This window comes from Bacillus alkalicellulosilyticus (assembly GCF_002019795.1).
GTDB lineage: Bacteria > Bacillota > Bacilli > Bacillales > Bacillaceae_F > Bacillus_AO > Bacillus_AO alkalicellulosilyticum.
In genome coordinates this window covers 1-14976 of record NZ_KV917382.1, presented here as the reverse complement: position 1 = coordinate 14976, position 14976 = coordinate 1, and the positions used below count along the sequence as shown (strand labels likewise).

Annotated in this window: 17 protein-coding genes; all 17 read right to left on the bottom strand. The window is 33.8% G+C overall.

The annotated features are described in order from the left end of the window. The 17 genes from BK585_RS22770 to BK585_RS24230 all read right to left on the bottom strand — a co-directional run bounded on the left by BK585_RS22770 (nucleotide 1) and on the right by BK585_RS24230 (nucleotide 14740). On the bottom strand, nucleotides 1-1266 hold the full coding sequence (locus BK585_RS22770; protein ID WP_078557048.1) for a DNA methyltransferase: 1266 nt from the start codon (nucleotides 1264-1266) through the stop codon (nucleotides 1-3). A 74-nt stretch (nucleotides 1267-1340) separates the two neighbouring features. Beyond that, complete coding sequence (locus BK585_RS22765) at nucleotides 1341-1571, bottom strand: single-stranded DNA-binding protein (RefSeq protein ID WP_078557046.1); 231 nt, start codon at nucleotides 1569-1571, stop codon at nucleotides 1341-1343. 193 nt (nucleotides 1572-1764) lie between these two features. Continuing rightward, on the bottom strand, nucleotides 1765-2013 hold the full coding sequence (locus tag BK585_RS22760; protein ID WP_078557044.1) for a hypothetical protein: 249 nt from the start codon (nucleotides 2011-2013) through the stop codon (nucleotides 1765-1767). 64 nt (nucleotides 2014-2077) lie between these two features. Next, a complete protein-coding gene (locus BK585_RS22755; RefSeq protein ID WP_078557042.1) occupies nucleotides 2078-2335 on the bottom strand; it encodes a hypothetical protein in 258 nt (85 codons plus the stop codon). A 53-nt stretch (nucleotides 2336-2388) separates the two neighbouring features. Then, nucleotides 2389-2589: a hypothetical protein gene (locus BK585_RS22750; protein ID WP_078557040.1), complete on the bottom strand. Its 201-nt coding sequence runs from the start codon at nucleotides 2587-2589 to the stop codon at nucleotides 2389-2391. A gap of 84 nt (nucleotides 2590-2673) precedes the next feature. Then, on the bottom strand, nucleotides 2674-3441 hold the full coding sequence (locus BK585_RS22745; RefSeq protein ID WP_078557039.1) for a hypothetical protein: 768 nt from the start codon (nucleotides 3439-3441) through the stop codon (nucleotides 2674-2676). Nucleotides 3442-3485: 44 nt separating this feature from the next. Next, nucleotides 3486-4415 (bottom strand): hypothetical protein, encoded by a 930-nt coding sequence (locus tag BK585_RS22740; RefSeq protein WP_170885719.1) that lies wholly within the window; start codon nucleotides 4413-4415, stop codon nucleotides 3486-3488. 79 nt (nucleotides 4416-4494) lie between these two features. Then, the gene (locus BK585_RS24235; protein ID WP_170885718.1) at nucleotides 4495-4656 is read right to left on the bottom strand and encodes a hypothetical protein; all 162 of its coding nucleotides are present in this window, start codon (nucleotides 4654-4656) and stop codon (nucleotides 4495-4497) included. Nucleotides 4657-4932: 276 nt separating this feature from the next. Then, nucleotides 4933-5499 (bottom strand): hypothetical protein, encoded by a 567-nt coding sequence (locus BK585_RS22735; protein WP_078557037.1) that lies wholly within the window; start codon nucleotides 5497-5499, stop codon nucleotides 4933-4935. Nucleotides 5500-5723: 224 nt separating this feature from the next. Then, nucleotides 5724-6065 carry a hypothetical protein gene (locus BK585_RS22730; RefSeq protein ID WP_078557035.1) on the bottom strand — a complete coding sequence of 114 codons (342 nt, stop codon included), beginning with the start codon at nucleotides 6063-6065 and terminating at the stop codon, nucleotides 5724-5726. 319 nt (nucleotides 6066-6384) lie between these two features. Continuing rightward, nucleotides 6385-6603, bottom strand: a complete 219-nt coding sequence (locus tag BK585_RS22725) for a helix-turn-helix domain-containing protein (RefSeq protein ID WP_078557033.1) — start codon at nucleotides 6601-6603, stop codon at nucleotides 6385-6387. 159 nt (nucleotides 6604-6762) lie between these two features. Next, nucleotides 6763-11790: a CARDB domain-containing protein gene (locus BK585_RS22720; protein ID WP_078557031.1), complete on the bottom strand. Its 5028-nt coding sequence runs from the start codon at nucleotides 11788-11790 to the stop codon at nucleotides 6763-6765. 1 nt (nucleotide 11791) lies between these two features. Then, nucleotides 11792-12436 (bottom strand): hypothetical protein, encoded by a 645-nt coding sequence (locus tag BK585_RS22715; RefSeq protein WP_078557029.1) that lies wholly within the window; start codon nucleotides 12434-12436, stop codon nucleotides 11792-11794. 17 nt (nucleotides 12437-12453) lie between these two features. Next, on the bottom strand, nucleotides 12454-13395 hold the full coding sequence (locus BK585_RS22710) for a hypothetical protein (RefSeq protein WP_078557027.1): 942 nt from the start codon (nucleotides 13393-13395) through the stop codon (nucleotides 12454-12456). A gap of 253 nt (nucleotides 13396-13648) precedes the next feature. After that, complete coding sequence (locus BK585_RS22705) at nucleotides 13649-14143, bottom strand: peptidase M23 (protein WP_078557025.1); 495 nt, start codon at nucleotides 14141-14143, stop codon at nucleotides 13649-13651. A gap of 24 nt (nucleotides 14144-14167) precedes the next feature. Continuing rightward, entirely contained in the window at nucleotides 14168-14539 is a 372-nt protein-coding gene (locus BK585_RS22700; protein WP_078557023.1) for a hypothetical protein, read from the bottom strand. Nucleotides 14540-14590: 51 nt separating this feature from the next. Further along, nucleotides 14591-14740, bottom strand: a complete 150-nt coding sequence (locus tag BK585_RS24230; RefSeq protein WP_170885717.1) for a hypothetical protein — start codon at nucleotides 14738-14740, stop codon at nucleotides 14591-14593. Nucleotides 14741-14976: the final 236 nt, after the last annotated feature.

Here is a 14976-nt window from a genome sequence, read left to right as displayed (position 1 = left end):
TCACCCCATCTTTTTTGCTATTAATACATGTTCTTGATTCATTGAATCGACAGCGCTATCTGCCACTCTCGATACTTTTTTGGGCATACGTTTGTAAGGAATTTCTCTTTCCAAGTCTGCAATAATTATAAACCCTCTTGATTGCAAATAATGTTTTGTGAATTCTACCAAGGGAACTTGCTTATTATCTACCCTTCGATTCCCTAATGTAATAACAATACATTTGTTATATCGTAAAACGCGGGTAAGTTCATTGAGGCATTCACTATAGTCCAAGAAAAAATTAATTACTTTTTTTTGTTTTGATTCATTAATTGATTTTAGATAATCTAATAGTATTTGTGATTCTACAATTTCTTCACTTTTCTTTTTTCCGCCTAGACTGAAAGAATCAATACTCGAGTATGTTTCAATTAATTTCAAAGCACACTTCTTTATACCCATGTCTTTGTGTTTTATCCAATAAATGGGCAAAATAGAATATTGCCCATAAGTTACAGTCGTTGCATTATCTCCATAAGGTGGTGATGTACATATTAAATCAAAAGATTCATCTGTATACTTTTTTAAGATTTCTATGGAATCACCTAACATTAGCTCATACTTGTTTTTTCTGGAATAATCAGGCAGGAATTTAAAATTTGTGTTTACCGCTCTAAGGAAATCGTTAATTACGTTATTTTTTAGGCTAGAGATATCATCTTGACTTTTTATATGTAGTTTAAATGTAGTATTCCTAGTATTACTGTATTTTTTTATTACATTTATTAGACAAACCCAGTAATATCTTCTTACATTTGCAACTTCAATAGACTCAATTACATATTTCAATTTGCTCAAATCAATTATGATATCTGGGCGAAACCATTTATGAATATTCTTAAAATAATGTTCTCTAAAATGAAGATTTTTTTCTTTTAATTTAATAGTAATTTTTGAAGTGCATTTTTTTAATTCAATTTTATTAACCCCTTCTAGCTTAACTTTTGTAATTAAGTGTGCTAGAGGATTAATATCGATCCCGATAGGTTGAATGCCTTGTGATTTTGATTCTACAAGTGTAACGCCAGATCCATGAAATGGGTCCAAGATATTTTTAATTGTCCTATCATTTTCTATTAAGGTCTTGATTAACTCATATTGCATATCGGGTACCATTGTTGCTGGGTAGTCAACAATTTTGTGAATACCTATGGAATATACATTTTTAAAATCCCAATAACCAGTTTCTTTATTTGTAAAAATACTATCTGAAATATTCTCCAATTTATCGCACACCTCTGATATTATTTCTCATCTATTCTGAGTTAAAGCATTTGTTGACAACTTTAACCCTTGCATTACAACTTTTTATATTTTTGTTGATTTGAAGAGGTTTTTTCTAATACTTCAATACCCAGTTCGTCATTTGTGTTGACTAGATTTAAAAAATATATCCCCAAATTCCTCCTTACATTAATTTCAAGACGGTTCCATTCATACCCCTTGAAAAGTTCTTTTATCAGAAATTCTTCTCCACTTTTTAAACCATCTAGCTCCTCTAATACCTTATCCAATAATTGATTCAGCATAATAATCCTCCTCCGTGTCAACAACATTGTTAACATTATTGTATGACTTCTCAATTGTTTAGTCAATAAAGAATCTTTATTATTTACATAGATTATCTCTGATTAGGGTTGGGCTGGTAGATAATTTACATAAATTCGAAGAGTGGTCAAGAAGTTGTCTTGGAATAATCCTGTTCTTCAAGCATTAACCCTCTTACACTTTTCTCAGATTCCAAGGAATTTTTGTCATCATGAGATGATAGATTTCATTAAATTCGTAGTGGTGTATCTCAAAAACACTTTCGTTTCCAAGTCTAAACAGAAAGAATTCTGGTTCATCATAAACATCTAAACCTGGTTGAACCCAAATTAACTTTCCTATGAATTGCTTATCACCGGTTACTATTTTATATGTCCAATTAAGGTGCAAATCTGTCCATTTTAGTTGTCCTTGTTTTCTCAAAATTTTCGTCCTCCTATAATTCAAAAGCCAAAATTCTCAATTATGAGAACTTTGGCTTTTATTATTACTCTTCAGTTATGTCTTTTAATTCTTCGATAGCAGCCTCTTTACTAACAAATAGGTCAACCTCTGAAACGGGAATACCATAGTTAATTCCATCTAACTTCGTTTCTTTTGCTGGATGTTCAACAATGGCCCATAAAGTATAAATCTTTTCTTTATGTTCCCAACCTTCTTGAATTACCTTTGCATCTCTTTTGGTAAAAAACACACTGTCAAAAATTCTATAAATCTTCTTTACCTTAAGTTTTTTATTCTTCATTCTATCTGTCTCCTTCGCTAAGTAATCTATCAAATTTGCTTTCCTCATAGCCCTTACTCTTTAACAATGGTGTACAAGCCATCTGTGTAAATAGTGGTTATTTTCTGTTGTTTTTGAATGCAACATTTTAAGTCGATTGCCTGCTGGTAAGTTAAACCCTCTATTTCTTGATACAAAGCTAACTCATTATATAAACCATTAAGATAGAGAGCATATTGGTGAACCCACTTTAAACTATCAGGTCTAATTTTCATTTAATATCCTCCTTAAACTACGAGAAAAAGGCTAATGATATATTAGCCTTTTTCTTCATGTTGATTTAATAAAATACTCAAATCCTATATACTAACAAACCATTCTGGGTGACAGGAAAGACACCCACCATCACCACAAGAGTAACAGGCTGGTTCTATACCTATGTCGCTTTCATTGATTCTTGTTATCCCAAGATTATTGTCCAACAATGGATGTTCGTCATCGTGGGTATACCAAGATAATCTAAAATGGTATGCGTTTCTTATATCAAAACGATATGTTTTCGTGTCTCCTTCTCTTTTAATCGTGTACATTCCACAATTAAAAGATTTTAATAGATCACTTATCACATAGGAAGTGTCACTTATTTCAACAACCATTCCATATATGTGAGTCGTTTTCTCATCTGACAATTTACGAACGCTATATTGGTTCCCTTCTTCATCAGATAAAACACAAGTAAATAAACTTCCAGATTCAAAATGGTCCGTTTCAGGAGCATGAATAAAGGTATATACATGTTCATAAAAATAATGGTCAATAGAATCAATAGAAGTACCATTATTATCCAAAACGGGTTTTAATGGGAATGTCACTTGGGCAGAAAAAAAGTTACGAATCGTTACCATAGCCAAGTCAATAAAAGCCTGATAAACGACTCCATTAGCATCCTTTTTCTTAGTATCATCTGATTTTCTGTAATAGGTAAGATTGGCAATATCGCTTATAACAGAGTTAAGAGAAGAAAAATCAAGTCCCTTGACACCATAATATCGCTCCATACTGTTTCTTAATGAATTCATTACCTCCGCAAGACGGATCATCTTCCTTCGTTTCGTTAAATAATTCATATCCTTTACCTCTCTCTCCGATTAAAGTGCATAATCCACTACTCTTAAGCTCCGACGTAGTTTCTTGCTGCTTTCATTGTTTTTGAGTGTAATATTTCGAAATTTTTTCTCTCGGTATCCAAATCCATGACTACAAAATCTAATCGAATATCAATGACAGTTTTAAACTTCTCAATAGCAGATTTTGGAAAATAACCTTTTTCAATATATTTAGCTAATAAAGAACTATCAGCTTTTCCATATTGAATGAGAAATTCGGAACCTAATTCTTCATAGATAGCTTGGATATCGTATACAGGGTTGTTCTCAAGTAAACTAACAGAACCATATTTGTGAGAAACTTTCTTTTTTTTAAGAAGTTCAGGACATAATATCATCTGTTTTTTTGCTTTTTCATAATTACTTTTATAGCTATCTAACCTAGATTTTATTTGAACTAGAGTTTGTGCTAAGTCTTCTAAAGACATTGAGTCGTCTTCTACATATGAAAATGCATTTTTTTCATTTCCAGCCTTATTGAAATTTGGTTTCACGAAGTAAGTAGGCTCTAATTGATAAGCGATTAGTTGCTGTTGTAAAAGCGTATCTTTTTTTATTTTTGCTGAGTCAAACGTTGCAATAAATTGAAGTAGACCCATATCATCAAGAAATTCATTTAAACCTTGATGGTCCACTTTACTAATCTTTTTAGGTACAAATTTTGCTACAAGATTAGTATTCTTTAATTCATGGCGTCTGACTTCAGAATGTTTTAGCCGGTTTTCCATCGCTTTTTTGATACCCTCATCTTCCTTCTTCGCTCTGGAATAGGAAGGATACATTCCATTATCTATAATGCTCTCCATAATATCTGCAGCACCTGGAATAGGTTCAAATAGAGTGCGGTCTGTCCGGGAACATTTCTTACAACGTTTTAATTCAAACTCTGGTAATTGGTTATTAAATTTACAACTCTGACAATCTTTCATCATCATTCATTCCTCCTAATAAATAGGCTCCCTACCTAGCATATTGGGAGCATTCATTCTTCTCCCTCACTAGGAAAGGGGATATTTATTTTGAGGTATCTCTTAAAGATTTATTATTCATGATAAAGGCTAATAGGACTCGTTTAGCCAAGTCAGGACTTAATCGTTCTGCAATGCGAAACGCTTCATATTCTGAATTGGCAGAAACCATTTTTCGATAGATTTTTGCAGATTGTTTATCCAACACATGCGTCATCTCCTTGTTTAATCTTTTCATAAGGTTGTTTCCGAGGTTGGTGCATACCATCAAAAAAATGATGTTCAGGTAGTATGGATATGATTTCACTAGTTCTTATACATATTGGTGGATGATAAGGATTTTCTCCTTGCACAACGATGTAAGCGGGATATCCGAAACAAATTTATTGTAAGAATATACATCCGTCAGCAATGACTTCACCATCCTTGATGATACAAGAGTTTGTAATGGTGAATTTTGATTGCTTGGTATAAAAGTCAAAAATCATATCGCTACCTCCGTTCCCAAACATGAAAAGAGGTCGAAATATACAGGTTGTAATTCTTCCCGTACTTTTTCGACCTCTCTGAGACAATCTAATATTTTTAACTGTTTCCCTTTGGAAGCCCTTATTTGTAGGTTAAGGTGTTCATAAGAAACAACTACTCCTACAGGCCCTTTACGAAAAATTCCTCTTGTATCAAGAGTTTTATAATTCGGTCTAGAACATAAATTCTTTACCCACTCTCGATTATCGAAATACTCAAGGAACATGTCATATTCTACTCCAGTAATACTAGGTGATAGCCATCCTAAAGACGTATCCAATAGATAAATTCCGCCTTCAATAGAACCATTGAAATAAACTCTAAAACCTTTAGTTTTACCTCTAGGTTGATTCTCAAAAGGAATTATTTTAAATATAGCGGAGTCTAATTGCCATTCATACCCTTCTTTAGTCTTTTTAAACCGTAAGGCTCTTAATGCATTACTTAATTTTTCCTCAGTTATTGCAGCAAAACATGTAATTTTGTACATGTTTTGTGATTCCAAGGTACCATCCTTTTGCATTTGTACTCATCCCCTCTTTAAAGTTTTCTAACCTACTAAATTAATTCCACACCTCCTCAAAACGCAAAAAAAGCCTTTGGTCTAGGAAGCACACTAGTTGTGTAACTACCAAGTCCAAAGACTTCAACGTTTAATTAAACCCGCTAGCCATAAAAGGCTGCAAAATAAGTTGAAACAAAAGTAAATCTACCTAGATTATAGCAAACTACCTAGGAGAACTCAACTTAATTCAGGTTCAATTTATTTATAATGTCACCAGTTATATCAAATAATCTTTCCTTATATTTTTCCTCTAAAGTTAAAAAACTAGAATGATTAATTTTAAATTCTTCTCTAAGGATTTCATTCTTTCTTATTTCATTTGAAAGATCATTATCAGATAATCTTACTTCTCTGAGACCTTCACCAATAAAATCACAATCAATCTTAACTTTATCTTTATAAATTTCTTTTTTTTCCTCTGCCAAAGAAACAAGTTCACCATAAGTGTCTGAGTCAATTAAAAAGTAGGTTCTTCTAAAGTAATATTCTGTTTCGACTTCATTTAATTTCAAAGAATTAGGCATATTTCACACTCCAAATATAGAATTTCTACAAGTTTTAAAATATTAATAACAAAAATAAATATATAATTAAAAAATATACTAAGAATTATAAAAGTATATGTTCTATATAAACAATATGATAGTATAGATATCTTTTTAATATTGTAGAATTCTTAGATAAATACAAAAAATAATACAAATATAAATAATTACCCTAAAAACAGATTATAAAACCATGTGTGATTGATAAAGATAAATATAATATTAGACAAAGAAAACAAAAACAGGTTTTTGTATAAAATATACTGTAACCTGTTGGAGTATAATCTTAGAGAAGAAGTTAATCAAAAGTTAGTAAATCAGACATTTTAATTTCTAAAGCTTTAGATAAGATATAAATATTTTCAAGTGAAACATTTCTAAGTCCTCTTTCAACCTCACTAATATAAGTTCTATGAAGACCCGTTTGAATTGCAAGTTGTTCTTGTGTTAAACCCAAAAGTTTCCTATATTTTTTAACGTTATTCCCAAATAGTAATTTTATATTTATAGTTTCCATTTAATTATTTTATAAGGAAATGACAGAAACTGTCTACAGTCTATAAGTGACATTTCAATCAATATAGTGTTCGTTATAATGATTATAGGTTTCATTATAAGGTATGTAAACTATTTTTTTGGAAAAAAAACTCCTCTAGTAAGAGGAGTTTCAATGACATTAAAATGTTTGTCTAAATCTAAATGCATCATGTAACCTACCGATAATTTCTACTATTACAATGTCTGTCGCAACAAAACCATTAGCATACTCTACTTCAAACTCAAAAGTAACATCACCATTCTTGAGAGAAGTATCTCCTTCAATAAGAGTTTCATCAAAAATATCACCTACATATGATATTGAAGATATTTCCTCTAGGTAAGTTGATATTTCTTTAATAGTACCTCTTTGTTGCTCACCCATAAATGTAACCTTAACGTAATTTATTGGATAATCTGTAAGGGTGGCATCTAATATGAATGGTTCTCCAGAATAAAATTGATGTGGTAAGTTTCCATTTTTTTCATGAATCTCTTCCCACTCTTCTGTGTGGGTAACGGCACCTTCTATTGTAAGAGGTAAGACGTCAAATGTAAGACTAACTTCTGCCTCTTCTCCAAGTTCGTCTCTTACCCTACTAGTAAAGGTGTACCTATCTAAATCAATGTTTGGTATGACATACTCTAATTCTGTACCACTTGTGATATTCTCAGCTGTATATACGATTTCTGGGTCTGAGTCCCCTTTCTCCATAATTAGCTCTACATCTAGTAGATGGCCATCTTCATCGGTTGGAATCATAATTATGGTGACCTCGTCCCCTTGATAAACGGGAACTGGCAAATAAGACATCGATATATCTGGCCTTGTATTGACTAACATACCTTGTGAAATCGTATTATCCGTTTCATCCGTTTCTACTATTACATCTCTACTGTCAACGAATCCTTCAAACAGACGATTTGCTCCAGCATGTTCAGCTGTAAATTCTACTAAAACAGTTTGTCGTTCACCACTTCTCATTGGCGCTGCTTCTACTTCATTTATTTGTTGTCCTTGTTCAGATAATGAAACGTGATGACTCGGAACATCAATTTCACTATCGTTTAGATAGGTAATACGAGCATAATAACTTTCCCCTTTTACTAAATGAGATTGAATTTCATTAGTTTCATTGATGAAATCGATAGACTCAGCAACTAAGTTTACAATATTAACAGAAACAGTTGTTGAAACCTCATTGTCAGTCTCATCCGTTTCGATTATTTGGTCTCTCGAATCAACTATGCCTGTGAATGTTCTTTCTCCGTGTTGAGTCGCTAGAAATGGTATTTCAACCGTTCTGGATTGTCCAGCACTTATTTGTCCGACAGAAATATCGTTAAGTTCGTTCCCATTTTCATGTAGAGAAATGTAATGTGCTGGAACTGAAATTTCACTTTCGTTCTTATAAGTTATATGTGCTACATACTCAATATTGTGTACTAATGTGTCAGTTGGGACATTATTCATATCAGTTATTACTATGTCTTCAGCCTTCAAATTAACGAAATGGACATCTTTGGTTACAAATACTTCATTATCCGTTTCATCTGTCTCCTGGACCATATCTCTTGAGTCGGTCATACCGGAAAAAACAACGGTCCCTCTTTCGCTTGCAGTAAAGGTGAAGGTCGTTGTTCGCGTTTGACCTCGTTCCATTGAAGTTACTGCTCTTTCATGTAATTGAGAGTTATCAGACGAAATGGAGACATGATGTGAAGGAACCGGAATGTCGCTTTCGTTCTCATAGGATACATGAGCCCTATACTGAATTCCCTGAACTAAAGTAGACATTTCATTGTCATTCATATCAGTAATGATAATATCCGTTGCCTTTAGATTTACAAAATTGATGATTTTATTTGTACTCACTTCATTATCTAATAATGTTGACTCAACTATCTCATCGTAAATATCAACGAATGCCCAAATTGTTCGTTCTCCATTATATTCAGCAATAAAAGGTACAACAATGGTCTTGGTTTCATCTCTTTGCATGGCAGCAGAACTTAGTTCACCAATCAAATGCCCTTCATCAAAAATTCCCACAACATGCTCTGGCACCGATATATTACTTTCGTTGGTATAGGTTACATGAGCATGATACTCGTATCCTTGTACAAGAGTACTAATTGGATTATTATCTTTATCAGTTATTTCAATATTATCTGCTCTTAAATTCACAGGTCTCACAATACGGTTAATACTAACCGTATTGTCATTTTCATTTGCTTCAACAATATCATCTTTAGAGTCGACCATTGCAATAAAAGTTTGCGTTCCATTATTCTCTGCTATAAAAGGAATTCTAACAGTACGCATTTCCCCACTAGCGATTTCCTCTACAGGTACTTCAACAATCTGACCACTATTGTCAGTTAATGATATATAGTGAGGTAAAACTTCTAATGTACTTTGATTCGTATAGGTCACAACAGCATGATATTCAAAACCTTGTGTCAACTCAGTAACGTTATTATCATTTAAGTCTGTTATTCTTATATTATCAGCTCTTAGATTTACATAGTGAACAGGGAATGAAGTTGAAACTCTGTTGTCCTCGGTTGTTCTTTCTATGATCTCGTCATCAGGATCTAATATTGCGGTATAGGTGTGTGTTCCCGTGTTTCTCGCAGTAAACCTGTAGGAAATGGTACGTTCTGCCCCCGCAATCATGGCATTTTCCCTTCTTTCAACAAGTGTTGTATTTCCTTCAGTTAGTCTAACCGTATGTTGAGGTATACTTTGGCTGCTATCATTTAAGTACGTAATATGGGCAATGTATTCTTTATCTCGTACTAACGATTCAACTGGTTCATTATTTAAGTCAGTCATATAAATATCAAGTGCTTTTAAATTTGTATCTAAAACGGTTCTGGTAGTGGAAACCTTATTATCCGTTTCATTATGCTCTTTAATATCATCCTCAGAATCAACAAACGCTGTCAATGTGCGATTTCCCCCAACAGATAACGTAAAAGGAATGGTGATAGTAAGAGCCCTATTATTTAACAATGACTCAACGTAATGCTCCCCTATAATTTGTTCTCCATCAAATAAAGTTACCGTATGCCCTTCAACTGGAAGATCGCTCTCATTGTTATACGTGATTCTAGCTAAATATTCATTGTCTACTCTCAGAGTACTGACAAGATTATGGTCCGTATCAGTAAGGGTTATATTAAGTGCCTTTAAATTGATTTGAGTAACATTAGTCACGTTTATAGCAGTATTGTCATTATAATTTGTTTCATTTATATCATGGAAAGAGTTAATATGAATTCTCGATATTTTTTCACCAACTCTAGTAGGCGTAAAGGAGAACCTTTCTGTTCTTCGTTCGCCAGGTTGCATTGGCCCAACATCAATGTTCACTGGTGTGTTAAAACCATAAGAATGAAAGGAGTCTCTCCTTCCAGGTGTTCCAACAAGACTGTCATTTCGGTGAGTATATCTTACTTCATAGGTCTCACCTTGTATTAATGTGGTTGCAAGGTTCCCATCATTATCGAAGAACTCCAATGATTCTGCCACTAGATTTCTGGTATGGACTAATCCAGTTGTTGAGACTGTATTATCGAATTCATTTGACTCCACTATTTCATCAATAGCATCTACAAATCCAATAAATTCTGTAGAATCGTGTGGGGCTGTAAACTCAATCCAAATTTCACCAGATGCTCCAGTCCCAAGTCCTCCTATACGGCGAGAGCCAAGTAATCGATTAGTTCCACTTAAAAGATGGACGAAATGTGCACCTACTGGAGCCCCTTCATTCGCAAAAAATATATAAGCACGATACGTCATTCCGGGAGTTACCGTTGTTACAGGTTGAAAATTTAAATCTCTTATAGTTATATTTATTGCCCTTAGGTTAACAAAGTTTACCCTTTTGCTTATTGATGTTTCATTATCATTTTCATTGGTTTCTTTTATTTCATCTCGGTCATCTACAACAGCTCTTAGGTTCATATCATAATGAGAATTTGTTATGGTAGGTGTGAATGGTATTGTTACTTGATGTGTTCTACCGGACTGTAAATTGGGAACGCGTATTTCCCCCAGACGAGTATTTCCATTATAAAGTGCAACAGTATGAGCTCCTACATTTGTACTTCCATTATTGATATACTGTACTCTAGCATGATAAGAGACGCCCTGTGTGAGATCACCTGACATTAAACGACCATCCCAAGGATTAAAAATATCTATGCTATTTGCTCTTAAGTTTGTTCCATGTATAGTACCTGTGTATTCAACTTCTACTTTCCATCGTGTAGCCGTATCTGGTAAGCTATAAGTTCCTCTATAACTTTGACGATACTTGTGACCTGTAACATTACGGCTGTAAGCTAAAACTACACCTTTTCTATACTGATTATAAGTTCTTCTACCATTAGATGCATCGGAACGCCAACGATATCCATCATTTCTCGTTAAATGGTGATATCGGGAGTCTCTCGCATCACGTACACAACATTCATCCCATGCTATGGATTCTAATGTCCACCCTTTAGTTCCATACGTACTCGCATCAGGACCATAATAGTCATTTGGTGGGCGTGGAGCATTCGAATAGCGTAAAGTACCACCCCAGTATGTGGTAGTGTTATTGGACATATAACCGAGTGTCGTATTACCTACAGGATCGTAATTATCTCCTCTTCCATAACTATAACTAAAAGCTTTGATTACTCTTGAATCTATAGAACGTAACTCGCCGTTTTTAGGAAGATTTCTTGTTATAGTTGTTCCTGTAACACTATCTGTGTGTGTCACTTGCCTTGTATTTGGAACAGGAACGGAGTTTTTATCTATGCGAAATGTTGAGTCCGTCCATGTATCAGTTAACGTGACTGACCGGTTTGTTTGTCTATTAAGGGGAGTTAGTATAATTCTAGTTGCTTGTAAAGTTCCTTTATATCCCCCTTCTTCAAATACATAAGTTGAAGGATAATTACCAATAGAAGCGTTTGGGAAGTTATAAATTTTAGAACTTTCCCATTGCATCGTATTTGAATACGTCCCTCTATCAATTCTTATAGTTTTTGTTTGACTAGCAGCTTCTACAGAAGAAGAGTTAGAAGAAAATAGTACACCATTAGGAAAGCTTGAGAACATAATTATTAAAATAAGGAAACAGAAGAAAATCTTCCTTTGCATCTTAATCCCAACCCTCTTCAATAAATATAAAGTTAATGCTAAGAATACCTATCGTGTTCATTTTTGTTTTATCATCATATATTATTAAAACTTCTTCGTAGGCTGAGCCGTGTAATAAACCTTTAATCATTAACTCAGCCCATATTTCATTAGATAATTGCGAAGACGTTTTATGAGTGTCTATGTTAATGTCTGTTACTACAAATTGTTTTAAGCCAGGAATAAGAAAGGTCGTACCATCTTCAATCCAACCACTTAAAGAATATATATGGTCCACCACATCTGATTTGCTTTTCTCGCCTTGTAAAAATTCATATAAGAGATGGTTAAATACATGTGCTTTTTCCCCCTGATAAATGCCTTTACCATAAGAATCTTGGAAACTATACATTAAGCATTCGTTTATTCCTGATTTAGTAGGTATAGGGCAAAAATGTGGGATATCGATACGGTCAATACCAAGTAAACGAGCTTCATCGATGATTTCCGTCTCAGAAAATACGTTTTCTGAAAAACGCAAATCATGGATGGAACTAGTCTGTTCAGTTAAAGGGTCTCCCCCACTTGTACTGAAAATTAGTACAAGTAAAGGGAAACTTAAAGAGATTGTTATTGCAATTATTAGGTATATAGGTTTTAAGCTCATAATCAAAACTCCTTGGTTTAGTCAAAAGTCTCCATTTTAAAATATCCTAAGCCAATAACTCCGACTGTATAAGTTTTAGTATTTGCATTATAGTAAACGGCAGCTCGTCTATATGCTGTACTTGCAGGAAACCCTCTGCTTTGCATTGTTCGAATCATATCACCCGCATCCCCACTTTGAGTAGTAAAGGTATATACTTGTACATCGGTTGGTTGATATACAAATCCACCTTCAGTAAATTCCGCACTTACAGTGTTTCGAACTGAAGATACAGTAGCTTTACCAGATGCAAGGTCCTTTACTAAAGAGTTATATTGTGAAGATTTACTAGTTCTGTGAACATCATATGAAACAGAATTATTAATCTCATTTTCAATGGATGATACGAAACCGGTAGGAATAGAAGGTTCTGGTTTAGGCTCCGGTTTTGGTTCTTGCTTAGGCTCTTTTTTTGGCTCCTGTTTAGGTGCTTTTGGTTCAGACTTTTTCTCTGTTGTTGCTTCTTTTTTTTGTTGAGATGAAGACGGTGCTGTGTTGTTTTTAGAACTGTTAGAAGTGGATGGTTTCTGAGAAGTATTACTTCTATTACCGTCAGACGATGAATTACTATTATTAGATGGTGTAGATGAAGTGGCAGAAGCTATCTGTCTCTCTTCATTTTCTTTCGTTTCAACATCATCTTTTCCAGTATCATCATCGGTAACAACAACATGTTTTTCTTCTTTTTCCTCTAGTTGTTTTTGTATTTCTTCTCTTCGCTCTCTTTTTGCTTCTAGTAAACGAGTTCCTTCAATAGCGTAGATTTCATGGTGGTTGTTCTCTGATTGATAGCTAACAGGTTCTTCTATCTTCTGGTTATCTTTAATTACACTTTCCTCAATTTCTTTTCCTTTTTCTCCTGTTCCGCAAGCCCCTAGAAATACTGTAGAAACTCCTAAAACAATTACCCATTTTTTCATAATTATTACCTCCATTAGTTGTATTTGCCTATTCTCATTGCAAAAAAAAAGTGCTTTTTGGATGTGGTAAATAGACACACCTACGGTGTAATCATTACCCACGCCCCAAAGAGCACTTCGTTTGCTAAGAAAACCGCTAATCCAAAGTGGATTGCCATGAACAGAATAGACTAAATTTTCTATATTATACCATGACTTTGGTTCTAGTGGGTAGTATTTTTTGTTTTGTTTAAAAAGTTTTTATTCACCAATATTACTGATACTCATAAACAACAGTTTTACGTATAATCATACCGTTTCCTCTAAAATAACGAGGACTTACAGTTGTAAGAACCGCAACAACTCCTGGCCCTTGTAAAGTTTCAATTATATTATAATCAGGGTTGTTGTAGGAAAAAGGAAATAGGCTATTGCTATCATCAAAGAATTCAATATGTTCGATATACATCTCATTTTGATATCGAGATTCTTCTAATGGGGAGTATATAAAACCTTCACCACTTGCTTCTACTCGTAAGGAAGTTTCGAGACTAGTTTTGAAATTATCCATCGCCCGACCTTGATCAAACACAATTTGCCCTGAGATTAAATGTGATTCATCAAGGGCTAGCGCAGCATCATGGACAGCTAACTCTAATGCATTTTTGATTTGTCTATTTGCTGTTCTATCTGAATCTAAATTAAATTGCATAAACATAATGCCAGCAAAAACTAGTATGAGAAACATAGTTTGTAATGTGTGTGACATGCTCGTTTTCCTTTCTTAGCACGTTTAATACTCACTCATAATTTGAATATCCTTTCGGATAGTATCTGGACCCTGATTAAAGATATCGATGATAAATATAATTCCTCTTGGAACTTCAAGGGCTCCTTGAATATAATCGTGTCTATAAGTTAACGTTTGAGTACCTTCAAATTGAATAGTATTTTCGTCAAAATTATAATGTTCTACTAATTGTTGACGCATATCCTCAATGATTTCTTCTGAAAAGTAACCTACAATGGCTGCTCTTTTTGCGCCCTCATGTAAAACAGTTTCAACCGCTTCTCGATGCAAACTTTCAACGTAAGCAAGGATTGGAGCAAACATAATGTTAACAACAATAATTAATGTCATCCATTTGGCTAATACACTTGACATAAGCTTTTCTCTCCTTTGTAAAGGAGGGGAGATTCCCCCCCCATTACAGTCCTAAGGTAAATCGTTTTGAACACCAGTAATTTGTGTATTATAGAATGTCGTCTCACCCGTAATTAAAGTGAACCCAACACCAAAAAGTAAGATTCCGATAGCAACCGCAGTGATTCCAATTTTTAAGAAAGTGCTTAATGATTGATTCATATTGAATAAAACCCTCCAATTTAACTTTTTATGAGACCGTGGAACGAAAAAACCAACTAAAACTTAAGGTAAATCGTTTTGAACACCAGTAATTTGTGTATTATAGAATGTCGTTTCACCTGTAATTAAAGTGAACCCAACACCAAAAAGTAAGATTCCGATAGCAACCGCAGTGATTCCAATTTTTAAGAAAGTGCTTAATGATTGATTCATATTGAATAAAACCCTCCAATTTA